20 protein-coding genes, 3 tRNA genes and 1 pseudogene are annotated in these 23031 nt (G+C 58.7%); 5 read left to right on the top strand and 19 right to left on the bottom strand.

Annotated elements, in window-relative coordinates:
• Positions 1 to 89: 89 nt before the first annotated feature.
• The 3 genes from AC56DI_RS04990 to AC56DI_RS04980 all read left to right on the top strand — a co-directional run bounded on the left by AC56DI_RS04990 (position 90) and on the right by AC56DI_RS04980 (position 3788).
• The gene (locus tag AC56DI_RS04990; protein WP_496345189.1) at positions 90 to 992 is read left to right on the top strand and encodes a hydroxymethylglutaryl-CoA lyase; all 903 of its coding nucleotides are present in this window, start codon (positions 90 to 92) and stop codon (positions 990 to 992) included.
• Positions 993 to 1029: 37 nt separating this feature from the next.
• On the top strand, positions 1030 to 2985 hold the full coding sequence (locus tag AC56DI_RS04985; protein ID WP_496345188.1) for an acetoacetate--CoA ligase: 1956 nt from the start codon (positions 1030 to 1032) through the stop codon (positions 2983 to 2985).
• 158 nt (positions 2986 to 3143) lie between these two features.
• The gene (locus AC56DI_RS04980; RefSeq protein ID WP_496345187.1) at positions 3144 to 3788 is read left to right on the top strand and encodes a substrate-binding periplasmic protein; all 645 of its coding nucleotides are present in this window, start codon (positions 3144 to 3146) and stop codon (positions 3786 to 3788) included.
• A gap of 29 nt (positions 3789 to 3817) precedes the next feature.
• Here AC56DI_RS04980 and AC56DI_RS04975 read toward each other — a convergent pair whose 3' ends face one another.
• Positions 3818 to 5020: a PilT/PilU family type 4a pilus ATPase gene (locus AC56DI_RS04975; protein ID WP_496345186.1), complete on the bottom strand. Its 1203-nt coding sequence runs from the start codon at positions 5018 to 5020 to the stop codon at positions 3818 to 3820.
• Positions 5021 to 5173: 153 nt separating this feature from the next.
• On the opposite strand from AC56DI_RS04975, the gene AC56DI_RS04970 reads away from it, so the two are divergent.
• Entirely contained in the window at positions 5174 to 5452 is a 279-nt protein-coding gene (locus AC56DI_RS04970) for a peptidylprolyl isomerase (protein WP_496345185.1), read from the top strand.
• Positions 5453 to 5668: 216 nt separating this feature from the next.
• On the opposite strand, the gene AC56DI_RS04965 is transcribed toward AC56DI_RS04970, so the two are convergent.
• The 6 genes from AC56DI_RS04965 to AC56DI_RS04940 all read right to left on the bottom strand — a co-directional run bounded on the left by AC56DI_RS04965 (position 5669) and on the right by AC56DI_RS04940 (position 9298).
• A tRNA-Cys gene (locus tag AC56DI_RS04965) sits at positions 5669 to 5742 on the bottom strand.
• A 38-nt stretch (positions 5743 to 5780) separates the two neighbouring features.
• Positions 5781 to 5856, bottom strand: a tRNA-Gly gene (locus tag AC56DI_RS04960).
• Positions 5857 to 5918: 62 nt separating this feature from the next.
• The gene (gene pgsA, locus AC56DI_RS04955; protein WP_324522030.1) at positions 5919 to 6479 is read right to left on the bottom strand and encodes a CDP-diacylglycerol--glycerol-3-phosphate 3-phosphatidyltransferase; all 561 of its coding nucleotides are present in this window, start codon (positions 6477 to 6479) and stop codon (positions 5919 to 5921) included.
• A gap of 33 nt (positions 6480 to 6512) precedes the next feature.
• Positions 6513 to 8351: an excinuclease ABC subunit UvrC gene (uvrC, locus tag AC56DI_RS04950; protein WP_496345184.1), complete on the bottom strand. Its 1839-nt coding sequence runs from the start codon at positions 8349 to 8351 to the stop codon at positions 6513 to 6515.
• Positions 8338 to 8982 (bottom strand): response regulator transcription factor GacA, encoded by a 645-nt coding sequence (gene gacA / locus AC56DI_RS04945; protein ID WP_324522027.1) that lies wholly within the window; start codon positions 8980 to 8982, stop codon positions 8338 to 8340. Before gacA ends, uvrC begins: the two co-directional genes overlap by 14 nt.
• Before the next feature lie 225 nt (positions 8983 to 9207).
• A tRNA-Ser gene (locus tag AC56DI_RS04940) sits at positions 9208 to 9298 on the bottom strand.
• A 187-nt stretch (positions 9299 to 9485) separates the two neighbouring features.
• Here AC56DI_RS04940 and AC56DI_RS04935 point away from each other — a divergent pair.
• Positions 9486 to 10154, top strand: a complete 669-nt coding sequence (locus AC56DI_RS04935) for a Bax inhibitor-1/YccA family protein (RefSeq protein WP_324521010.1) — start codon at positions 9486 to 9488, stop codon at positions 10152 to 10154.
• A gap of 106 nt (positions 10155 to 10260) precedes the next feature.
• Here the strand turns inward: AC56DI_RS04935 and AC56DI_RS04930 are convergent, their stop codons facing one another.
• The 12 genes and pseudogenes from AC56DI_RS04930 to odhB all read right to left on the bottom strand — a co-directional run bounded on the left by AC56DI_RS04930 (position 10261) and on the right by odhB (position 23022).
• Positions 10261 to 10725, bottom strand: a complete 465-nt coding sequence (locus AC56DI_RS04930; protein WP_496345183.1) for a DUF3859 domain-containing protein — start codon at positions 10723 to 10725, stop codon at positions 10261 to 10263.
• A 136-nt stretch (positions 10726 to 10861) separates the two neighbouring features.
• Entirely contained in the window at positions 10862 to 12760 is a 1899-nt protein-coding gene (gene htpG, locus AC56DI_RS04925; RefSeq protein WP_496345182.1) for a molecular chaperone HtpG, read from the bottom strand.
• A 94-nt stretch (positions 12761 to 12854) separates the two neighbouring features.
• Positions 12855 to 14099 (bottom strand): MFS transporter, encoded by a 1245-nt coding sequence (locus tag AC56DI_RS04920; RefSeq protein ID WP_496345181.1) that lies wholly within the window; start codon positions 14097 to 14099, stop codon positions 12855 to 12857.
• A 54-nt stretch (positions 14100 to 14153) separates the two neighbouring features.
• Positions 14154 to 14600 (bottom strand): PaaI family thioesterase, encoded by a 447-nt coding sequence (locus tag AC56DI_RS04915; protein ID WP_496345180.1) that lies wholly within the window; start codon positions 14598 to 14600, stop codon positions 14154 to 14156.
• The gene (locus AC56DI_RS04910) at positions 14597 to 15073 is read right to left on the bottom strand and encodes a PaaI family thioesterase (protein ID WP_496345179.1); all 477 of its coding nucleotides are present in this window, start codon (positions 15071 to 15073) and stop codon (positions 14597 to 14599) included. Before AC56DI_RS04910 ends, AC56DI_RS04915 begins: the two co-directional genes overlap by 4 nt.
• A gap of 86 nt (positions 15074 to 15159) precedes the next feature.
• Positions 15160 to 15891, bottom strand: a complete 732-nt coding sequence (locus AC56DI_RS04905; protein WP_496345178.1) for a DUF599 domain-containing protein — start codon at positions 15889 to 15891, stop codon at positions 15160 to 15162.
• Between the two features lie 86 nt (positions 15892 to 15977).
• Positions 15978 to 16691, bottom strand: coding sequence for a methyl-accepting chemotaxis protein (locus AC56DI_RS04900; protein WP_496345263.1), 714 nt, complete (start codon positions 16689 to 16691; stop codon positions 15978 to 15980).
• A gap of 144 nt (positions 16692 to 16835) precedes the next feature.
• Positions 16836 to 17090: pseudogene (locus AC56DI_RS04895) on the bottom strand (HAMP domain-containing protein); the annotation flags it as partial.
• Between the two features lie 1006 nt (positions 17091 to 18096).
• Complete coding sequence (gene sucD / locus AC56DI_RS04890) at positions 18097 to 18978, bottom strand: succinate--CoA ligase subunit alpha (RefSeq protein ID WP_496345177.1); 882 nt, start codon at positions 18976 to 18978, stop codon at positions 18097 to 18099.
• Positions 18978 to 20144, bottom strand: a complete 1167-nt coding sequence (gene sucC / locus AC56DI_RS04885) for an ADP-forming succinate--CoA ligase subunit beta (protein WP_324520997.1) — start codon at positions 20142 to 20144, stop codon at positions 18978 to 18980. The genes sucD and sucC overlap by 1 nt, the downstream gene beginning before the upstream one ends.
• 155 nt (positions 20145 to 20299) lie before the next feature.
• Positions 20300 to 21736 carry a dihydrolipoyl dehydrogenase gene (lpdA, locus tag AC56DI_RS04880; RefSeq protein ID WP_422589519.1) on the bottom strand — a complete coding sequence of 479 codons (1437 nt, stop codon included), beginning with the start codon at positions 21734 to 21736 and terminating at the stop codon, positions 20300 to 20302.
• 65 nt (positions 21737 to 21801) lie between these two features.
• Positions 21802 to 23022: a 2-oxoglutarate dehydrogenase complex dihydrolipoyllysine-residue succinyltransferase gene (gene odhB, locus AC56DI_RS04875; RefSeq protein WP_496345176.1), complete on the bottom strand. Its 1221-nt coding sequence runs from the start codon at positions 23020 to 23022 to the stop codon at positions 21802 to 21804.
• Between the last annotated feature and the right edge of the window lie 9 nt (positions 23023 to 23031).

The following is a 23031-nucleotide window of genomic DNA, read 5'->3' as shown; positions in this document are numbered from 1 at the left end:
GCCGCATCCCGGATTGCATCCGGGCTACGGTGTATTGGCTTGCGCGTTTTTGTAGGAGCGGCCTTGGCCGCGATAAATTGGAGATATGCATGTCCCTGCCAACCAACGTACGCCTGGTCGAAGTCGGCCCGCGCGACGGCCTGCAGAACGAGAAACAACCGATCAGCGTCGCCGACAAGGTGCGCTTGGTCGATGATCTGAGCGCCGCCGGCCTCGGTTATATCGAGGTGGGCAGCTTTGTGTCGCCCAAGTGGGTGCCGCAGATGGCCGGTTCTGCCGAGGTGTTCGCGCAGGTCCAGCAACTTGCAGGCGTGACCTACGCGGCGCTGGCGCCGAATCTCAAGGGCTTTGAAGATGCTGTGGCCGCTGGCGTGAAAGAAGTGGCGGTGTTCGCCGCCGCCAGCGAGGCCTTCTCGCAGAAGAACATCAACTGTTCGATTAGCGAGAGCCTGCAGCGTTTTGTTCCGGTAATGGAGGCTGCCCAGCAGCACGGTATCCGCGTGCGCGGCTATGTGTCATGCGTGCTCGGCTGCCCCTATGAAGGCGAGGTCGCGCCGGAGCAAGTCGCGGCAGTGGCCAAGGAGCTGTTTGCCATGGGCTGCTACGAGGTTTCGCTGGGCGACACCATCGGCACCGGCACCGCTGGCCATACGCGCTCACTGTTCGAGGTGGTCGGCCGTGATATTCCGCGCGACAAACTCGCCGGACATTTCCACGACACCTATGGCCAGGCTCTGGCGAATATCTATGCCAGTCTGCTGGAAGGCATCAGCGTGTTTGACAGTTCGGTCGCAGGCTTGGGCGGTTGCCCTTACGCCAAGGGCGCAAGCGGCAATGTGGCCAGTGAAGACGTGCTCTACCTGCTGAATGGCTTAGGCATTCACACCGGCATCGACCTAGATCAACTGGTCAGCGCCGGCCAGCGGATCTGCAACGTACTGGGCCGGGACAATGGCTCGCGCGTGGCACGGGTTCGCCACGCCGCGCAGTAAACGCAACCTTCACCCTGTCATGCCTTGGAGAACTGCAATGCCGCAACCGCTCTGGACGCCATCCGCCGACAGGATCGCTGCCACCCGCATGACGGCGTTTCGCCTGTTCATCAACCAGCGCCACGACCTGGAGCTAGCCGACTACCCGGCACTGCATGCCTGGAGCGTGGCGCAGCGTGAGGCGTTCTGGCAGGCGATTGCCGATTTCTTCGATATTCGTTTCAGCATTCCGGCCACGGCCGTGCTGCAGGAAGGTTCGGCCATGCCCAGCGCGCACTGGTTCCCTGGCGCCGCCCTGAACTTTGCCGAGCAACTGCTGCGCCGCCGCGATAACCATCCGGCGTTGGTTGCTATTGGCGAAGACGGTTCGCGGGAACAACTGAGCTATGCCGAATTAGCCGCCCATGTTGCCGGCCTGCAACAGCAACTCAAAGCCCTCGGTGTCGGCATCGGTGACCGGGTCGCGGCCTTTATGCCCAACACCTGGCAGACCGTGGTCGGCATGCTTGCCACCGCCAGCCTTGGCGCCACCTGGTCAAGTTGCTCGCCGGATTTTGGTACCCAGGGCGTAATCGACCGTTTCGGCCAGATCGAGCCCAAGGTGCTGATCGCCTGCGGTGGTTACCGCTACGCCGGCAAGACCATCGACCTGACCGTTAAGCTCAATGAAATCCTCGCTCGCCTGCCTTCACTCACTCAACTGCTCGTCGTCCCTTACGCCCGCCCTGAGGCGCAGGCTGGCGATTACCAGACCCAGGCCCAGGTGGCGTTGTGGGACGATTTCTATCAGGCCAGCGGCGAGCCCGAGTTTGTTGCGGTGGCCTTCGAGCAGCCGCTGTATATCCTCTATTCCAGCGGCACTACCGGGGTGCCCAAGTGCATCGTCCATGGCGTCGGCGGCACCTTGCTGCAACACGTTAAGGAACTGGGCCTGCACACCGACCTGACGGCCGACGACACCCTCTTCTACTACAGCACCTGCGGCTGGATGATGTGGAACTGGCTGGTTTCTGGCCTGGCCTTGGGCGCCACGCTAGTACTGTTCGACGGCTCGCCGTTCCACCCTGGCCCCGAGCGTTTGATTGACCTGATCGATGCCGAAAATATCTCCATCTTCGGCACCAGTGCCAAGTACCTGGCAGCGCTAGAAAAGGCCGGCGCCAAGCCCGCCAGCACACACACGCTAACGCGGCTGAAGACCATTTTGTCCACCGGCTCGCCGCTGTCCCACGAAAGCTTCGAATACGTCTACCGCGAAATCAAAAACGATCTGTGCCTGTCGTCGATTTCTGGCGGCACCGACATCGTCTCCTGCTTCGCCTTGGGTAATCCCGTATTGCCGGTGTGGCGCGGCGAATTGCAGTGCAAAGGCCTGGGGATGGACGTACAGGTGTGGAACGACGCTGGCCAGCCAGTACGACAGGAGAAAGGCGAACTGGTCTGCGCCCAGCACTTCCCCTCGATGCCGGTGGGCTTCTGGCACGACCCTGATGGTGCGAAGTTCCAGGCCGCCTACTTCGACATCTTCCCCGGCGTCTGGGCCCATGGCGATTATGCCGAAGTCACCGAACACGCCGGCCTGCTGATCCATGGCCGTTCGGATGCGGTGCTCAACCCCGGCGGCGTGCGCATCGGCACCGCGGAAATCTACCGCCAGGTGGAAAAGATCGAAGCCGTGCTGGAGTCCATCGCAATCGGCCAGCAGTGGCACGATGACGTGCGGGTGGTGCTATTTGTGCGCCTGCGCGAGGGCATCGAACTGACTGACACGCTGCAAGCCGAAATTCGTCAGGTGATCCGCGCCAACACCACACCCCGCCATGTGCCCGCAAAGATCATCGCGGTGGCGGATATTCCGCGCACCATCAGCGGCAAAATCGTCGAGTTGGCGGTGCGTAATGTGGTGCACGACTTGCCGGTAAAAAACACCGACGCCCTGGCCAATCCAGAGGCACTGGCGCTGTTTCGCGACTTGGACGACTTGCGCTGCTGATAGCGTCGAAATTCCCGTCCTGCTTGAGGCCCTCTGCTTATACTGCCTGCAACGCCGGTTATTGGAATGACGCGATGGTTGCGCGCTGGGTCTGCCTTGTCATGCTGTGCTTGCCGCTGAGTTATGGAGTCAAAGCCCAGGAGCTTCTTGAGTTGCATATGCCTGACGCCCCTCCGCTGACCTTGACTAGCGTCCAGGGCCGCTACGGCATGGTTGGCGATGTGGCGTTAGCCGCCATTGCCCAGGCAGGCTATCGCAGCCATATCGCTGTGGCCCCTTGGGCCCGTGCCCAGCAGGACGTCAGCCGCGCACATAATCAGCTGATCATCCCACTGTCACGCACGCCACAGCGGGAAGCGTTGTACACCTGGATTGCGCCGATCATGCCACTCGAGCGTGCGTTCTTCAGTCTTGATACCCCGGTAAGCGATTTTGCCGAAGCGCGGCGTCGCTACCAGCGTATTGCCGTTGGTTTAGGCACGGCACAACTGGAAATCCTCAAGACTCAAGGCTTTAGCGACAAACAACTCTACAGCCTCAAACTCGGTGATAACGCACCGCGCATGCTCGAAAAGGGCCGTATCGATGCATGGTTTACGGGTGTGGAAGAAGGCCTTTACCTCTGGCCGCAAAGCAATCGCACGCTCAAGATGAGCCCAACCTTGTCCAGTGCAGACCTGTATCTGGCCTGCTCCAAGAGTTGCGACGCAGAACTCGTGAGTAATCTGCGCAATGCCGTTGAGGCGCTGCGTGCCGATGGCAGCCTTCAGAAAATTCTTAGCACCTACAGACCCGCGCGTTAACCTTGGCGGTAGGGTTAACGCGCTTTTGCTCAAATGCCCTGTCGACCAGGGTCTTCAGGTGGCAGGTCGACCTCAATCTCCTCCAACTTCAACTCCATGCCCCAGTCGGCGACATCCGCCGCTTTGGCGGCAGGTGCAGCCACGGGCGCAGCGGCCACAGGAGCACTCGGGGTTTCCCGGTAGAGCTTGAGTTTGAGCCGTACGTTGTTCGCAGAGTCGGCGTTTTTAACGGCCTCTTCCTCATCGATGGCGCCCTCATTAACCAAGTCGATCAGGGCCTGATCGAAGGTCTGCATGCCGAGGTTTTTCGATTTCTCCATGATCTCCTTAATCTCGGAGAGGTCATTGCGCTTGATCAGGTCACGAATGGTCGGAGTGCCCAGCAGTACCTCCACCGCGGCGCGGCGCTTGCCATCAGCAGTTTTCACCAAGCGCTGTGAGACAAAGGCCTTGAGGTTGTTGCCCAGGTCATTGAGCAGCTGCGGACGGCGCTCCTCGGGGAAGAAGTTGATGATACGGTCCAGGGCCTGATTGGCGTTGTTGGCGTGCAGGGTGGAAATCGCCAGGTGGCCGGTGTCGGCGAAGGCCAGGGCATGCTCCATGGTTTCACGGTCGCGGATTTCGCCGATCAGAATCACGTCCGGTGCTTGGCGCAGGGTGTTCTTCAGGGCAGCGTGGAAGCTGCGGGTATCCACCCCCACCTCGCGCTGGTTGATGATGGATTTCTTGTGCCGGTGCACGTACTCGATCGGGTCTTCGATGGTGATGATATGGCCGCCGCTGTTGCGGTTGCGGTAATCGATCAGCGCCGCCAGGGAGGTGGACTTGCCCGAGCCGGTGCCACCGACGAACAGCACCAGACCACGCTTTTCCATGATGGTCTTGAGCAGCACTTCCGGCAGTTTAAGATCCTCGAAGGTGGGGATTTCCATCTTGATATTGCGCGCCACGATCGAGACTTCGTTGCGCTGCTTGAAGATATTGATACGAAAGCGCCCGACATTGGGGATGGAAATCGCCAGGTTCATTTCCAGCTCGCGGTCGAACTCCTCACGCTGAGCCGCATCCATGATTGAGTTGGCGATCTCAGTCACTGCGCCCGGCTTCAAGGTCTCGGCCGACAACGGCTTGAGTACCCCATTGAACTTGGCGCAAGGCGGCGCACCGGTTGCCAGGTACAGGTCTGATCCATCCTGACTGGCGAGAATTTTCAGCATTGCGGTGAGGTCCATGGACAGACTTCCTTCAAACAGTTCGATTACTACCTTAGGCCAGATTGTCAGGCCCGTAGCGCTCGTACAGCTTGCCATTTCGCTTGACCGACGACCGTGCATCGCCAGCAATTACTGGCACAATGGCGACCATTTTTTCAGGAGACAGCAGGCATGGCCAAAGCAATGGCGCGGCATATTCTGGTGAAGACCGAAGCCGAAGCAGCACAACTCAAAGCGCGCATTGCCAAAGGCGAAGCCTTCGACGTGTTGGCGCGCAAGTTTTCCACCTGCCCGTCGGGCAAGCGCGGCGGCGATTTAGGCGAAGTGCGGCCAGGGCAGATGGTCAAAGCCATCGACCAGGTTATCTTCAAAAAACCGCTGCGCGAGGTGCATGGCCCGGTGAAAAGCCAGTTTGGCTATCACCTGGTGCAGGTATTTTTCCGCGAGTAACGAAACGGGCGGCAGACGGGTAGCAAACGAAAGGCTCTGCACCCAGTTCACGTTGCATGCACGGGGCGCTCTTTGTAGGCGCCAGCTTGCCTGACTCAGCTAACGACACACGCATTGCATGCAGTGCGTGCGCGACAAGGGACGCAACCGCCTAGCACCGCCTAACGCGCAGACAACAAAAAACCCCGGAGGCTTTTGCCTGCGGGGTTTAGATGTTGGAGGCGCGACCCGGAGTCGAACCGGGCTAACTGGATTTGCAATCCAGGGCATAACCGCTTTGCTATCGCGCCTTAAAGCAAACAGGCCGTATTAGCGGCCTGTTTTAATTTGGAGCGGGAAACGAGACTCGAACTCGCGACCCCGACCTTGGCAAGGTCGTGCTCTACCAACTGAGCTATTCCCGCGTTTTGGTGGCGCCATTGTATCGATTTAAAACTAGTCGTCAACCCCTTGATTCGAAAAAGTTTTATTTCTTTTCCGTGGTCACGCTCAGGTGTGGCCAGGCGGCGCGTAGGTACTGCGTCATGGACCACAAGGTCAGTGCGGCAGAAACAAACAACAGGCCATAGCCGAGGCCGATCCAGAAGGAAAACTGCGGCGAATGCGCCAGGAGAATCACCAGCGCCAGCATCTGTGCTGCGGTTTTCCATTTGCCCACGTTGGACACCGCAACCTGGGCGCGCGCGCCCAGCTCCGCCATCCACTCACGCAAGGCCGAGACAACGATCTCACGACTGATGATCACAGCCGCCGGCAAGGTCAACCACAGGCTGGCGTGCTCATCCACCAAGAGCACCAAGGCCACGGCGACAATCAGCTTGTCCGCCACTGGATCGAGAAAGGCACCAAAGGGTGTGCTCTGCTGCAGCCGGCGGGCCAGGTAGCCGTCGAGCCAATCGGTGGCCGCTGCAAAGGCGAATACCGCGCTGGCGGCCAGATGGCTCCAGGAGAACGGCAGATAAAACAGCAGGACAAAGACCGGGATCAGCAGGACACGCAGTACGGTAAGCAGGTTGGGGATGTTCATCGACACGTCGGGTCCGCAAATTGAAAGGGGATTCTACTCGCTGTGCAGGGTTGCATAAATCAGCTCTGCAAGCTTTTTACTGATGCCAGGCGCCTTGGCGATTTCCTCACTGCTGGCACGCGTCAATTCGTGCAGCCCACCAAAGTGCTTGAGCAACTCTCGCCGCCGCTTTGGCCCAACCCCCGCCACATCTTCCAGGCTGGAGGTGCGCCGAGCCTTGCCGCGCCGTGCACGGTGACCGGTAATGGCAAAGCGGTGGGCCTCATCACGCACCTGTTGGATCAGATGCAGAGCCGGCGAGTCACCCGGCAAGGTAAATTCATGGGCGGCGTCATTCAGGTACAGGGTTTCCAACCCTGGCTTGCGGGTCACGCCCTTGGCCACACCAAGCAAGATCAGCTTCGGCACAGCCAGTTCCTGCATGACCTCCTGGGCCATCTTAAGCTGCCCCTTGCCGCCATCCACCAGCAGGATGTCCGGCAACTTGCCCTCGCCCTCTTTGGCCCGACTGAAGCGCCGGGCCAGGGCCTGGTGCATGGCTGCATAGTCATCGCCCGGCGTCACGCCTTCGATGTTATAGCGGCGGTAATCGGATTTCAGCGGGCCTTCGGGGCCAAACACCACGCAGGATGCCACCGTGGCTTCGCCGCTGGAGTGGCTGATATCAAAGCACTCCAGGCGTTGTGGCAACTCATCCAGCTGCAATGCCTTGGCCAAGGCCGCAAAACGCGCAGCCAGATGCTGGCGGTTGGCCAAACGAGAGATCAACGCCTGCTCGGCATTGGTCACGGCCATTTGCTGCCAGCGGGCCCGGGTGCCACGCACACGATGGACAATGCCCAACTCGATCTGCCGCGACTCGCTGATGGCACTGATCAGCAGGGGGAAGTCATCGTGCACGCAGTTGACGATCACCTCACGCGGCAGATCGCGTTCCTGGCTGCCGAGGTAGTACTGGGCAAGAAACGCCGACAGCACCTCGCTGCCCTCCTCCTCGATGGCCACCTGGGGGAAGAAGTTCTTGCTGCCCAGCACGCGCCCGCCGCGCACGCTGATCAGGTGCACGCAAGCGCCCCCCGGATTGACGATGGCGGCCACTACATCAACGTCACCGCTGCCGCCTTCCATGCTCTGCTGGTCCTGCACACGCCGCAGCAGGGCCATCTGGTCGCGCAGTTCGGCGGCGCGCTCAAATTCAAGCGCCTGCGCTGCCGCCTCCATGGCGCCGGACAGCTCGTCCGCCAGAGCATTGCTGCGCCCTTCCAGGAACATCACTGAACGGCGCACATCCTCGGCATATTCGGCAGGCTCTACCAGGCCGACACAGGGGCCTTTGCAACGTTTGATCTGGTACTGCAGACATGGCCGGGTGCGGTTGTTGAAGTAACTGTCTTCGCACTGACGGACCATGAAGGTTTTCTGCAGCAGGTTGAGGCTTTCACGAATGGCGCCTGCACTCGGATAAGGACCGAAGTAACGGCCTTTGGCCTTTTTGCCGCCGCGATGCAAGCTCAGACGCGGGAAGTCTCCCTCGCTAAGGAGTACGTAGGGATAAGACTTATCGTCGCGTAACAGAATGTTGTAAGGCGGGCGTGAGGCCTTGATCAGCGTCTGTTCCAGCAACAGCGCTTCGGTCTCGTTGGCGGTGACAGTGGTTTCGATCCGGGCGATCTTTGCGACCAGCGCGGCAGTTTTCGGTGCCAGACCGGTTTTGCGAAAATAACTGGAGAGACGCTTCTTAAGGTTCTTCGCCTTACCTACATACAGCAGTCGAGCCTCGGCATCGAACATCCGATACACACCGGGGTGACTGCTGCAAACCGCTAGAAACGCCGCGGCGTCGAGGGCTGGAACCGGCTCAGTGAGTTGCATCTACCATGCCGTGGCGCACAGCCAGCAATGCCAGCTCGACATCGCTGGTGATCGAGAGTTTTTCAAAGATCCGATAGCGGTAAGTGTTCACGGTCTTCGGCGACAGGCACAACTTATCGGAAATGCTCTGCACCTTCTGGCAGCCAGCGATCATCAAGGCAATCTGCACTTCGCGCTCGGAGAGCAGATCAAACGGCGAGCCATTGGTCTGCGGCTGGAAGGATTTCAATGCCAACTGCTGGGCAATCTGCGGGCTGATATAGCGCTGGCCGGCAAACACCATGCGAATCGCCTGGACCATCTCCTCCAGCGCCGCGCCCTTGGTCAGGTAGCCAGCAGCCCCGGCTTGCAACAGCCAGGTCGGGAACGGATCGTCCTCACAGGCGGTCACCGCCAGCACCTTCATGTCCTGATGACTGCGCAGCAGCTTGCGAGTGGCCTCAAGGCCACCGATGCCGGGCATTTTCACGTCCATCAGGACCACGTCTGGCTTGAGTTCGCGGGCCTTCTTCAGCGCTTCCTCGCCCGAATCGGCCTGGCCAACCACCTGCAAGCCACTGATATCGGCCAGCATCCGTGTGATTCCGGTACGCACCAGATCGTGGTCATCGACCACCAATACCCTAATCAAACGACACCTCACAGCACTGCGTACGCCACCACAAACGGCGGGCTGGTTTATTGCCGATCACATTAACAAATGCTATTTGCCAGACCTAGCGCTGCGTCGCCCTACCGGCAAAAAACCAGCAGGCGGTTAGGCGCAGCACTACGGGCGAGGCTTACCCGCGGCGCTTATCGCGCGCCAGAAACGACAAACCCCCGAGCTCGCAAGAGCTTGGGGGTTTGTTCTATATGGTGGAAGGCCAGGGATTCGAACCCTGGGAACGCTACTAACGTTCGACGGTTTTCAAGACCGTTGCATTCAACCGCTCTGCCAACCTTCCAGTTTTTTCTTGAGCCTCTGCAAACCTGCAGCCAAATACTAACTGGCAACACCCTGCTGTGACTCGGGCGGCATCATACCGAAATGAAACACACTGTCAAACTCTCTCGATTGGCAGTCACACTCGGTCTGTTATGATCGAATGCGACCACGGTCATGGAACCTTTGACCTTTTCAGGAGTGACGCCATGCAAGAACAAGATTACGCACTCAGCCACGCCCAGGTTGAGCAACAGCAAGTCAGCAGCGTGCTGCGCAATACTTACGGCCTGCTGGCCATGACCCTGGCCTTCAGCGGCCTGGTGGCGTATTTCGCCCAGCAGATGAATGTGCCCTACCCAAGTTTCTTTGTGGTGTTGATCGGCTTCTACGGCCTGTTCTTCCTCACCGTGAAACTGCGCAATTCGTCCTGGGGCCTGCTGTCCACCTTCGCCCTGACCGGTTTTATGGGTTACACCCTGGGCCCAATCCTCAACCGCTACCTGGATATGCCTAATGGCGGCGAAGTGGTCAGTTCGGCGTTTGCCATGACTGCCCTGGTGTTCTGCGGCCTGTCGGCCTACGTGCTGACCACCCGCAAGGACATGAGCTTCCTGGCTGGCTTTATCACCGCCGGTTTCTTTGTCCTGCTGGGCGCCACCCTGGCCAGCGTGTTCTTCGAGATCAGCGGCTTGCAACTGGCGATCAGCGCCGGCTTTGTGCTGTTCTCTTCGGTGTGCATCCTGTTCCAGACCAGCGCCATCATTCACGGCGGCGAGCGCAACTACATCATGGCGACCATCAGCCTGTATGTATCGATCTACAACCTGTTCATCAGCCTGCTGCAACTGCTTGGCGTGGTCAGTAGCAACGACTGATAGGCCAGGTAAAACATGACTGGCCGGGTAAACAACTGGTCAGCCATAAACGCAAAAACCCGCATATCGATGCGGGTTTTTGCGTTTATGGGCTCTCTAAAACTAATCAGCGAACCTCGAAGGTCTGCTCAGCCAGCAAGCGATCACCCTGGAACACCATGAAGCGCCACTCACCAGGCACAACTTCATAGGTTTCACTGAACTCGAAAGCCATCAGGTCTGCACCTGCGCCCTGCACCATCGGCTGCTGCACAACGAACTTGTCATGACGCAGACCGTCCGGCGTGACGACACCGGGGGTCAGGTACAGCAAGGTCAAAGGTGCATCACCGACTTGCTTGCCCGCCAGGGTATAGCGCAGGCCGAACTTGCTGCCCAGCTTGGCTGGAATCACCTGGGTAGGCTCGATGACCTGGTCACTGCGGGTCAACAAGCGCTCACCAGGGGCAAACTCCTTGGCGTTAGAGATGAAGATGCCGTACTCCACCGGCCCCTGCACCTGTACCTCGGCGCTTGCCAGAGCGGACAACAACAGCCCGCCAACCAGTATGGAAGATCGAATAGCGCGCATAAGTGGCTCCTGAATGATGATGGCCGAGCTTATGACGCTGACATGACAGACAGATGACAGTGCGGCGACTCACCCTTTGGGCCGCACAAACGCAAACCGGGGCCCTAAGGCCCCGGTTTGTGCAGTGCAGTACGACTTAAGCCGACAGTTCAACCAGCAGCTTGTTCAAACGCTGCACATACGCGGCAGGGTCTTTCAGGCTGTCGCCGGCGGCCAGCGCCGCTTGATCAAAGAGGATGTGCGAGAGATCGCCAAAACGGTCTTCACTCTGCTCCGCATCCAGCTTCTCAATCAGCGGGTGCGCCGGGTTGATCTCGAAGATAGGCTTGGAGTCCGGCACTTTCTGCCCGCTGGCTTCCAGAATCTGGCGCATCTGCAAGCCCAGGTCCTGTTCGCCAATGGCCAGAATGGCCGGCGAGTCGGTCAGACGATGGGATACGCGCACTTCACTGACGTGCTCGCCCAGCGCAGCTTTGAGGCGTTCCAGCAGACCTTCCTTGCTCTTGGCCACTTCTTCCTGGGCTTTTTTGTCCTCTTCCGAGTCCAGCTTGCCCAGGTCCAGATCGCCACGGGCGACATCGACAAAGCTCTTGCCGTCGAACTCGGTGAGGTAGCTCATCAGCCACTCGTCGATACGGTCGGTCAGCAGCAGGACTTCAATGCCCTTCTTACGGAACACTTCCAGGTGCGGACTGTTCTTCACTTGCGCGTAGCTTTCGCCAGTAAGGAAGTAGATCTTGTCCTGACCTTCTTTCATGCGGCCGAGGTAATCGGCCAGGGCAACCGTCTGCTCGCCGCTGGTGTCGCTGGTGGACGCAAAGCGCAGCAGGCCAGCGATTTTTTCCTTGTTGGCGAAGTCTTCAGCCGGACCTTCCTTGATCACCTGACCAAAGTTCTTCCAGAAGCCCTGGTACTGCTCAGGCTCGTTCTTCGCCAGTTTTTCCAGCATGTCCAACACACGCTTGGTCAGCGCCGACTTCATCGAGTCAATAATCGGGTCTTTCTGCAGGATTTCCCGCGAGACGTTCAGCGACAGGTCGTTGGAGTCGACCACGCCCTTGATAAAGCGCAGGTACAGCGGCAGGAACTCGTCAGCCTGGTCCATGATGAACACACGCTGTACATACAGCTTCAGGCCACGCGGTGCTTCGCGCTGGTACAGGTCAAACGGCGCGCGCGCCGGCACATAAAGCAAAGAGCTGTATTCGAGCTTGCCTTCAACCTTGTTGTGGCTCCAGGACAGCGGGTTTTCGAAGTCATGGGAGACGTGCTTGTAGAACTCCTGATACTCCTCGTCCTTAACCTCAGTACGCGGACGGGTCCACAGCGCGCTGGCGCGGTTGACGGTTTCCCACTCCGGCTCGGCCGCGGCCTCTTCACCGTGCTGCTCTTTCGGCAACTCGATAGGCAGGGCGATATGGTCGGAGTACTTCTTGATGATGTTGCGCAGGCGCCAGCCATCGGCGAATTCGTCTTCACCGCTCTTCAGGTGCAGGACGATGCGCGTGCCGCGGTCAGCTTTCTCAACCGTGGCCACTTCAAACTCGCCCTCACCCTTGGACGCCCAGTGCACACCTTCGCTGGCCGGCAGACCCGCGCGACGGGTGAACACTTCGACCTGGTCGGCGACGATAAAGGCGCTGTAGAAACCCACACCGAACTGGCCGATCAGGGTCGAGTCCTTCTTCTGGTCACCGGACAGGTTCTTCATGAAGTCGGCGGTGCCTGATTTGGCGATGGTGCCCAGGTGGGCGATCACATCGTCGCGGCTCATGCCGATGCCGTTGTCTTCGAGGGTGACAGTCTTGGCTTCTTTGTCGAAGCTGACGCGAATTTTCAGCGGGTCGCCGCCTTCCAGCAGCTCGGGCTTGGCCAGTGCTTCGAAGCGCAGCTTGTCGGCGGCATCCGAGGCGTTGGAGATCAGTTCGCGCAGGAAGATTTCCTTGTTGGAATACAAGGAGTGGATCATGAGGTGCAGCAGTTGCTTAACCTCGGTCTGGAAGCCCAGGGTTTCTTTTTGAGTTTCCACACTCATACGTTTTAACTCCACGCTGATGACATAAGCCGCGATCGCGGCGGATGTCATACAGATGGGGGCAGCCCTATCGATTTCAAGAGATTACTGCGATTCAGGGCTCCAGCAGTTCAATCTGGGTGATCTCTGCAGGGCGCAGAATATAGCTGGCCTCGCCTGGTCCGCTGAGTTCACGGCGGATGACGATTCGGCCATCGGCATTGATGCCGGCAAATTGGCCCTCAGCAGCACGCCCTTTTTCGGTCAGCGCACGCATGCGCAGGTTCAGGTATTGATCAGGTGCGCGCAGCAGCCGCTCAAGGGAAAAGCGCAAGCGTCGATCCAGCGTACTGCGGCTGCGCGGTGCCTCGACCGGCTTGGTGGCGATCTGCGCCACAGGTGCAGCCAACGAAGCAGGCAGACGCTCGTAATGATCGCCCTGCACCATCCAGCCACGATTGGGCGATTTGCTCAGGGTCAGCGCCAGGGGTTGTACCTGGCCGTCAACAACCGCCTCGATCTGCACATCCACCTGTTGCGCGGGCAAATTGATGATCGGTAACTGGCGCACGGAGACGTTGCGGCTGACATAGCGACGCTGCAGGTAGTCCTCCAGCACATACACCAGGGTGTCGCGGGAATCGAAGCGAGTGTCGACCTTGCCCTCGCGGTAACGCAAGCGATCGGTAAAGAGTTCGAGTTTGCCACTCAAGGCGGTCTGGTATTGCGGTGGCAGAATCAGATGAAACTCGCCGGCCATTTTATTCGGTGCAAGCGGCTGCAGGTTGAGGTGCAAGGTGTAGCCCTGACTCAACCGTCGGGCCTCGGGCAAATCTTGTTCGGGCTGCAACCAGCTGATTTCGATTTCCGGCAGTGGGCCGTTGTCGCCGGGCAGGATATCCAGGCGCAGCTCACCCGTGGGAACCCGTGGCAGGCGGATATTGACTTCGCGCCGGGCAAAAAAATCTTCGCCTTCACGCAGGCTCAGGACGCCATCAATCAATTCCGCCTGCTGTGGCGCGAAGGCTTCACCATGCAGTTGGCCACGCAAATCGATGGTCAGCTCTTTCGGTGCCTGCTCGGCCGGCTCCAGCCAGCGCAGACTGAGGATCGCCTGCAGGCGTTCAGGATCGTGATTGGCCAGCAACACCAGCCCAATCACCAGCGGGATAAAACCCAAACTGCCAAGCACCACGGCTTTGCGCGCGGTGCGCCAGTGACGCACCACGTACAGCAAGGTCAGCGGTGGAAACAGGCTACCCAAGCCCCAGAACAGGCTGCTGCCAAATGCCAGCGTCACCAGCCAGACCAGGCCGAAAACGATCAGCAGCAAGCCGCCGAGGATCAGTAACGCATCCATCCAGAATTCCTTGAGAGTGACGCTGGGCTTATTTCACGGGCCGAACCGCGTTGCTCAAGGCTCATCGACCTTGAAGTGGGCACGCGCGGTGGCAATCGGTTCTGTTTGCGTGGTTTGCCAGGCGGTGATGGCCACGTTGGCAACTCGTCGCCCCTGGCGCCAAACCTGGCATTGCACATAGGTGTCACGATAATGGCCAGCGCGCAGGTAATCTATCGAGAAATCGATGATTTTCGGCATATGTGGAATGCCCATGAACATCAGCAGATGCAACATCGCCGAATGCTCCATGAAGCCGGCGATCACGCCGCCATGAATGGCTGGCAGGATCGGGTTGCCGATGGTGTCCTTGTTGGCGGGCAAGCGAAAGACCATATCGTCGCCCAGGCGCAGACACTCGATGCCGATCAGCTTCGCGTACGGAATCAGGCTCAGCAGCGAGTCGTAGTCATTCTTCTCGTGGGCCTCGCGCACCAGCGCATTCAAATTCAACTGGCTCATGAGTTAACTCCAGGGGCAGGCGCTTTGAACGCCTGGTTGGCCTCGGCGCCTTTGCCCATGCGCATAAAGGTGCCGACCACATGGGCGATGGGCTGCTGCGGATCGTCCTGGTACGCGTAACCACGGGTAAAAATGATATTGGGGGTTACCCGATAGCACTCAGCGAACCCGTACACATCCTTATTAGGCTCGGCTGGACGCATGTAATCGATGCGCAAATCGATGGTTGGACAGACTTCAAACTCCGGCAATACGCAGACAGTCGAAATCCCGCAGGTGGTGTCCATCAAGGTGGTAATGGCCCCACCGTGGATAACCCCGGTTTCCGGATTGCCAATGATCTGCGTGCTGTACGGCAGGCACAGGGTCAAGCCGGCCGGCGTTACCCCATGCACCCGCATGCCCAGCACCTGACAGTGACGCAGGGCGCTCAAAAAACGCTGCGCTCGCTCGAGCATGAGGCTGTCGCTCATTGATCCAACTTCCTAAGGCAAAAACAAGGCGCGCATCATAACCGCTGACGGAGCCTGGACACAGTCTGCGCAGTAGATGACAACCCCTAGTCGAGTTTATCTTTATGCGCCTCGGACTCTGGCGTCGGCGTATAGCCCATCACCGCCAGCACATCGGAATGGAATTCGCGCTGATACAGCACCAATACCACCCCTGCAGTCACCAACATGAAGAACCATGGGTTGATAAACCAGGCCAGGGTAGCCATGCCAAAGTAATACGCACGCAGCCCGAAGTTGAAGGTGTTAGCTGCCATGGAGATGACCCGCGCCGCCCGCGTGGCGAAGGCCTGGCGCTCAAGATCAGTGACATTGCGTTCGCCAGCCATGGGCGCTGACCCCACCAACACGGCGGCAAAGTTGTACTGACGCATGCACCAACTGAAGGTGAAAAAGGCATAGACGAAGACGATGGCCAGGCACAGCAGCTTCAGCTCGGAAACGCTCTGGGTGACCTGGACCACCATGGGCAAGTCGGCCAGGAGAGAAACCGCACGATCGGACGAGCCCAGCACCGTAAGAATACCGGCGAGAATGATCAGCGTACTGGAGGCAAAGAAGGAGGCGTTGCGTTCCAGATTACCGATCACGCTGGCGTCGGCAATACGGTTGTCACGCAGCAGCAAGCGCCGCATCCAGTCCTGACGATACAGATGCAGCACACTGGATAAACACGGCGTGCTCAGCCCCTTCCAGTGGGAATAACGGGTGTAACCCACCCAGCACAGAACAAACCAGACAACGGCAAACAAGTCGGGCAAAAAATCGGGAATCAGCATGCAGCCTCCAGGCAAATCGCGGCGCCGATTATAGCCCTGGCAACCCGCTTACCGGGCACAAAGACACTGCGCCGGCTATCTGCGCATCAGGTCTGAAACTGTTGAATCAAGCGGGTCAACTGCCCGTCCAGCTGCAAAATACTCGCGGCTGCCGTACGCGTACGCTCGACCGTGGCGAAGGTATCTTCACTAATACCATTGGCCCGTGCCACGCCCTCTTCAACCACGTGAGCCACTCGCGCTTGCTCGGCAGCAGCCATCACCACGCGGCGAATATTCTGATCAATAGCATCTACAGCGGCAGTGATTTCCTGCAGCGTCTGACTGGTGTGCAAGGTACTTTCGCTGGCATGGGCAACGGCACTTTGGCTGTCAGTCATCATTGCAATGGCCGACTGGGTGCGTTGCTGCAAGGTCTGAATAATGCCCTGAATCTCTTCAGTGGATTGCTGGGTACGTTGCGCCAGGGAGCGCACCTCATCCGCCACGACGGCAAAGCCGCGCCCCTCATCACCAGCCCGCGCAGCTTCAATTGCCGCATTCAGGGCCAGCAAATTGGTTTGCTCGGCGATCGAGCGAATGACGGCCAGGACTGAGTCGATCAGGCCACTGTCTTTGCGCAATGAGTCGATCACCTGCGCCAGTTTTTCGACCTTCTCGGTCAGGCTGTCCATCGCATCGCGATTGGACTTGACTCGCGCCAAGCCACTGGCTGCCGACTGATGCGCGTCACATGACAGCTGCTCGGCCAACTCGGCGCTACTGGCCATTTGCAGCGCGCTGGCCGCGACTTGAGTCATGGCCGCGGCAATCTGACTGTTCTCGTGCCGCTGGCGACTCACATCGGCGCCCGCGCTTTGCGCATTGTCCTGCAAGTCGACGGCCGCGCGCTCTAGCGTATGCGACGCCAGTGCCACATCCGCCACAGTGCCACGGATTTTCTCGACAAAGGTATTGAAGCTCAGTGCCAGCCGGCCAAGATCATCACGCCCGTACACGGGCAGACGCTTGGTCAGGTCGCCCTCACCCGCGGCCATGTCCTGCAGCATCTGGTTGATCTGGTGCAATGAACGCACCAACGCAGCGCCTATGCCGTAGGCCAGCAGCGCACCAAACAGTATCCCGGCCAGCACCACGCCCCAGAACAGCTGATTGACCTCAACCACCGTTTCCTCGGCAGCCACGGCGGCATCTTGCATGGCCGTCATGATACTGCCCTGCAACTGTTGGGCTAAGTCCGCTATCTGTGGGTCAATCTTGTCCATGGACTGGACTGCCTGGTTGTGCATAGCCACCAACTGCACCAGTTTATCGGCCGCGGTTTTATACAACTCCAGGGCTGCCAAGGCCGCCTGCAACTTGGTTTTGGTGCTGTCACTGCTGGTGCGATCACGCAGCACGCTCATCATGCTCTGCGCATTTTCCAGCTCACGCTGAAACGCTGTGGCCTGCTCAGGCTGATTTTCCTGCAAGAACTGGTAGAGGTACTGGCTACCCAGCAACAGATGGCGCATCCCGGCACTGGCATAAAACACCGCATCCAGATTGAAATCCTGCTGGGCGTTTTCTAATACTGAGGTAAGGATTTTCTCGACCGCTGGGCCATGCACATTCAATCCAGCGGACATCAGTTGCTCGCGCTCCCGGCTGAGGGGGACCAGTTGCTCGCGGAACAGACGTCGATAGTCGCCATGTAATCGGCGTATTTCTCCCAGCATACGCTGACGTTCGGGGTCTCGCAGGCGTCCATCGGCGTGTTCGAGGGCGGTGCTCATGCGCTGATCCAGGGCCGCAAACTGTTGCTCTGCTGCCGAGTCGCCGTTGCGAGCAAAGTGGCGCACGCTCAGCTGCAGGCGTGCCATGGCATCGGTCACCTTGGTCAGTTGATCCATGCTCGGCCCCAGATCCTGGGTCACCACGTCAACCCGGCTGGCAATGCTGCGCAACGACAAGGTCGACACCACGCCCAGCATGACCAGCAGCAGCCCCAACGCCAGCGGCACGATGACAATCTTGTAAGCGATACGTAGATCGGCAAACCATTGCATGGCGCAGGCACTCCTGATGACTGGAAATAGACAGCGTTGCAATGCAAAGCGCAGGCCGCATATCTCGTATCGACCGCCCAACAGCGAATCGTGATTGCATCAGTCTAGTAAGCAAAAAGGCCACCCGAAGGTGGCCTTTTTGTTTTAACCGCTACTTTTACTTCACTTTCCAGCCAGTCAGCTCGGCCAGGGCCGTACCGATGTCAGCCAGGGAGCGCACGGTTTTTACACCCGCGTCCTGCAGGGCAGCGAATTTCTCGTCAGCCGTGCCTTTACCACCAGAAATGATCGCACCGGCGTGGCCCATGCGCTTGCCCGCTGGGGCAGTTACACCGGCAATGTAGGACACCACTGGCTTGGTCACGTGGGCCTTGATATAGGCTGCCGCTTCTTCTTCAGCCGAACCGCCGATCTCACCGATCATCACGATCGCTTCGGTCTTCGGGTCTTCCTGGAACAGTTTCAGGATGTCGATGAAGTTAGAGCCTGGGATCGGGTCACCACCAATGCCGACGCAGGTGGACTGACCGAAACCGGCGTCAGTGGTCTGCTTCACGGCTTCATAGGTCAGGGTGCCGGAACGCGACACGATGCCCACTTTGCCTGGCAAGTGGATGTGGCCTGGCATGATGCCGATCTTGCACTCGCCCGGCGTGATAACGCCTGGGCAGTTAGGGCCGATCAGGACTACGCCCAGCTCGTCGCACTTAACTTTAGCGTCCAGCATGTCCAGGGTAGGAATGCCTTCGGTGATGCACACGATCAGCTTGATGCCGCCGAATGCTGCTTCCAGGATCGAGTCCTTGCAGAAAGGAGCCGGAACGTAGATCACGCTGGCGGTGGCGCCAGTGGCAGCTACAGCGTCTTTCACGGTGTTGAACACTGGCAAGCCCAGGTGCTCGGTGCCGCCTTTGCCCGGAGTTACGCCGCCTACCATCTTGGTGCCGTATTCGATGGCTTGCTGGGTGTGGAAACTACCTTGCGAACCGGTAATACCCTGGCAGATAACTTTGGTGTCTTTATTGATCAGGACGCTCATTATTTGCCCTCCGCAGCTTTGACAACTTGTTGAGCAGCGTCGGTCAGGCTGGTAGCCGCGATGATGTTCAAACCGCTTTCTGCCAGTACTTTAGCGCCCAGTTCAGCGTTGTTACCTTCAAGGCGAACAACAACCGGGATTTTAACGCCGACTTCTTTCACTGCACCGATGATGCCTTCGGCAATCATGTCGCAACGAACGATGCCGCCGAAGATGTTGACCAATACTGCAGCGACGTTGGAGTCGGACAGGATGATCTTGAAGGCTTCGGTTACGCGTTCTTTGGTAGCACCACCGCCCACGTCGAGGAAGTTGGCTGGTTTGCCGCCATGCAGGTTGACGATGTCCATAGTACCCATGGCCAGACCGGCACCGTTGACCATGCAACCGATGTTGCCTTCGAGCGCTACGTAGTTCAGTTCGAACTTGGCAGCGTGGGCTTCACGTGGATCGTCCTGCGACGGATCGTGGAAAGTCTTCAGCTTCGGCTGACGGTACATGGCGTTGGCGTCAATGTTGATTTTGGCGTCGAGGCAATGCAGATCGCCGTCAGCCTTGATCACCAGCGGGTTCACTTCCAGCAGGGCCAGATCGTGATCCTGGAACAGTTTGGCCAGACCGACGAAGATCTTGGCGAACTGAGCAACTTGCTTGCCTTCCAGACCCAGCTGGAATGCCAACTCGCGACCCTGGAATGGCTGAGCGCCAACCAATGGATCGATCGTAGCTTTGAGAATTTTTTCTGGAGTTTCGTGAGCGATCTTCTCGATGTCCACGCCACCTTCGGTGGACGCCATGAACACGATACGACGGCTCGAACGGTCAACTACTGCGCCCAGATACAGCTCTTTAGCGATATCGGTGCAGGACTCGACCAGAATCTTGGTAACCGGCTGACCATTGGCATCAGTCTGGTAAGTCACCAGGCGCTTGCCCAACCACTGAGCAGCGAACGCCTTGGCGTCTTCCTTGTTGCGAACCAGCTTTACGCCACCCGCTTTACCGCGACCACCGGCATGCACCTGGGCCTTAACTACCCACTCAGTGCCACCAATTTTGTCACACGCCTCAGCAGCGGCCTCCGGAGTGTCTACCGCGAAGCCTTGGGACACCGGCAAGCCGTATTCGGCGAACAGCTGCTTACCCTGATACTCGTGAAGATTCATGCTTATCTACCGTCTTCGTTTAGGTATTGCGCATACGGCGCCGCGCTTGTGACGCAACGCCACCTGTGGCTGCTGCTTAACAGCAGCCCGACCAATATTGCCTAGGCAAGCCTTCGCAAAAGCCTGCCCGGACGCTATCAGCCGTGGTTCTCGTCTTAACGCTTTTTCCGGTTGGCAATGTGAATGGCATGACCATTCACTGCCAGGGCGGCTTCGTGCAGGGCTTCGGACAGGGTCGGATGGGAGAAAACCATCATGCCCAGGTCTTCGGCACTGGTGCCGAACTCCATGCCGATTGCGCCTTGTTGTACCAGCTCGGCAGCGCTTGGGCCAATCACGTGCACGCCCAATACGCGGTCGGTTGCTGCATCCGCAATCACCTTGACCATACCGCCGGTGTCATTTGCTGCCATGGCACGACCGCTGGCCGCGAACGGGAAGGTGCCGACGTTAACGGCAACGCCCTCGCCTTTCAGCTGCTGCTCGGTTTTACCCACCCATGCGATTTCCGGGTGGGTGTAGATCACGGACGGGATCAGGTCGTAGTTCATCTGTGCTTTGTGGCCAGCAATACGCTCAGCAACCATCACGCCCTCTTCCGAGGCCTTGTGTGCCAGCATCGCGCCACGCACCACGTCACCGACCGCGTAAACGCCCGGTACGCTGGTAGCGCAGTAGTCATCAACATAGATAAAACCGCGCTCATCCATGGTCACGCCGCTGTCACTTGCCAGCAGATCAGTGGTTACCGGACGGCGGCCGACAGCCACGATCAGCTTGTCGAAGGTCATCTTCTGCTCGCCTTCGGCGTCGGTGAAGCTGACGGTGACTTGCTTCTTCTTCACTTCCGAAGCTGTCAGGCGAGCACCCAGGCGAATTTTCAGGCCTTGTTTGGTGAAGGTTTTCAGGGCTTCCTTGGCGATCTGCTCGTCAGCCATCGGCAGGAATTTTTCCTGCGCTTCGATGACAGTCACTTCGGCACCCAAACGCGCCCATACCGAGCCCAGTTCCAGACCGATAACACCGGCGCCGATCACGCCCAGCTTCTTCGGCACGCTCTGGAATTCCAGAGCGCCGGTGGAGTCAACAATCACGTCCTGGTCAACCGGCGCCGGCGGGATGTCGATTGGCTTGGAGCCAGAGGCGATAATCACGTTGGCGGCATCAATGAGCTGCGTAGTGCCATCCAGACCAGTCACTTCCACCTGCTTATTGGCCAGCAGCTTGCCGTGGCCTTCCAGCAGGGTCACACCGTTAGCCTTGAACAGGGTGCTAACGCCGCCGGTCAGGTTCTTAACGATGTTCGACTTGCGCGCGACCATGGCCGGCACATCGATAGTCACACCTTTGGCTTCAATACCGTGAATGGCGAACCCTTCCAGGGCTTCATGGTACTTCCAGGAGCTGTCCAGCAGCGCCTTGGAAGGAATGCAGCCAACGTTCAGGCAGGTACCGCCAAGGGCGATTTTGCCTTCTTTATCCTGATACTTCTCGATACAGGCAGTCTTCAGGCCAAGCTGGGCCGCCTTGATGGCCGCAACGTAACCGCCGGGGCCGGCACCAATGACTACCACGTCAAATTTCTGGGTCATGCTTCATTCCTTCTCGAATTCAGGCAAACGGCCCCTCGTGAGGGCCGTTGTATAAGGGCTGCGGCTCAGATGTCGAGCAGCAGGCGCGCCGGGTCTTCCAGCAGGTTTTTGATGGTAACCAAGAAGCTGACCGCTTCCTTGCCATCGATCAAACGGTGATCGTAAGACAGCGCCAAGTACATCATCGGCCGGATAACCACTTGACCGTTGATGGCCATCGGCCGTTGCAGAATGTTGTGCATGCCGAGAATAGCGGCCTGCGGCGGGTTAACGATCGGGGTCGACATCATCGAACCAAAAGTCCCGCCATTGGTGATGGTGAAGGTGCCACCCGTCATATCGTCGATCGACAACTTGCCGTCTTTAGCCTTCTTGCCGAAGGTCGCGATACCACCTTCGATTTCAGCCAGGCTCATGAGTTCCGCATTACGCAATACCGGAACCACCAGACCACGGTCGCTAGACACAGCAACGCCGATATCGGAGTAACCGTGATAAACGATGTCAGTACCGTCGATAGAGGCATTAACGGCCGGGAAACGCTTCAGCGATTCGGTAGCAGCCTTGACGAAGAACGACATGAAACCCAGGCGCACGCCGTTGTGAGACTTCTCAAACAGGTCTTTGTACTTCGAACGCAGGGCCATGACTTCGGTCATGTCCACTTCGTTGAAAGTGGTAAGCATCGCCATGTTCGACTGAGCTTCAACCAGACGCTCGGCCACCTTGGCGCGCAGGCGAGTCATTGGCACACGCTTCTCGACGCGATCACCAGCAGCGAGCATCGGCGCGGCAGCAGCAGGAGCGGCAGGTTTGGCGACGGCAGCAACGGGGGCATTCTTCTTCGCTTCAACAGCGGCAACCACGTCCTCTTTGCTGACACGACCGCCTTTGCCGGTACCTACGACAGTGCTTGGATCAATGCCGTTTTCTTCAGCAATCTTGCGCGCTGCAGGCGACAGGATTTGCTCGTCGCCAGCCACTACCACAGCAGCAGCCACGGGGGCAGCAGCCTGGGCGGCAACGGCAGGGGCAGCAGCGACAGCACCACCTTCATTCAGGGTGCCCAGCAGTTCGTTGCTGAGTACGGTGTCGCCTTCGTTCTTGATGATTTGCGCGAGGACGCCGTCGGCCTCGGCCAGCACTTCGATCACAACTTTATCGGTTTCGATGTCGACGATCAGCTCGTCGCGCTTGACCACATCGCCTGGCTTCTTGTGCCAAGTGGCCACGGTGCCGTCGGCAACCGATTCCGGAAAAGTAGGGGCTTTGATCTCGATAGCCATTGTGTGTCG

It is taken from the genome of Pseudomonas sp. BGA-UO-ETr-WB11 (assembly GCF_059567785.1).
This window is presented reverse-complemented; position numbering and strand designations above follow the sequence as displayed.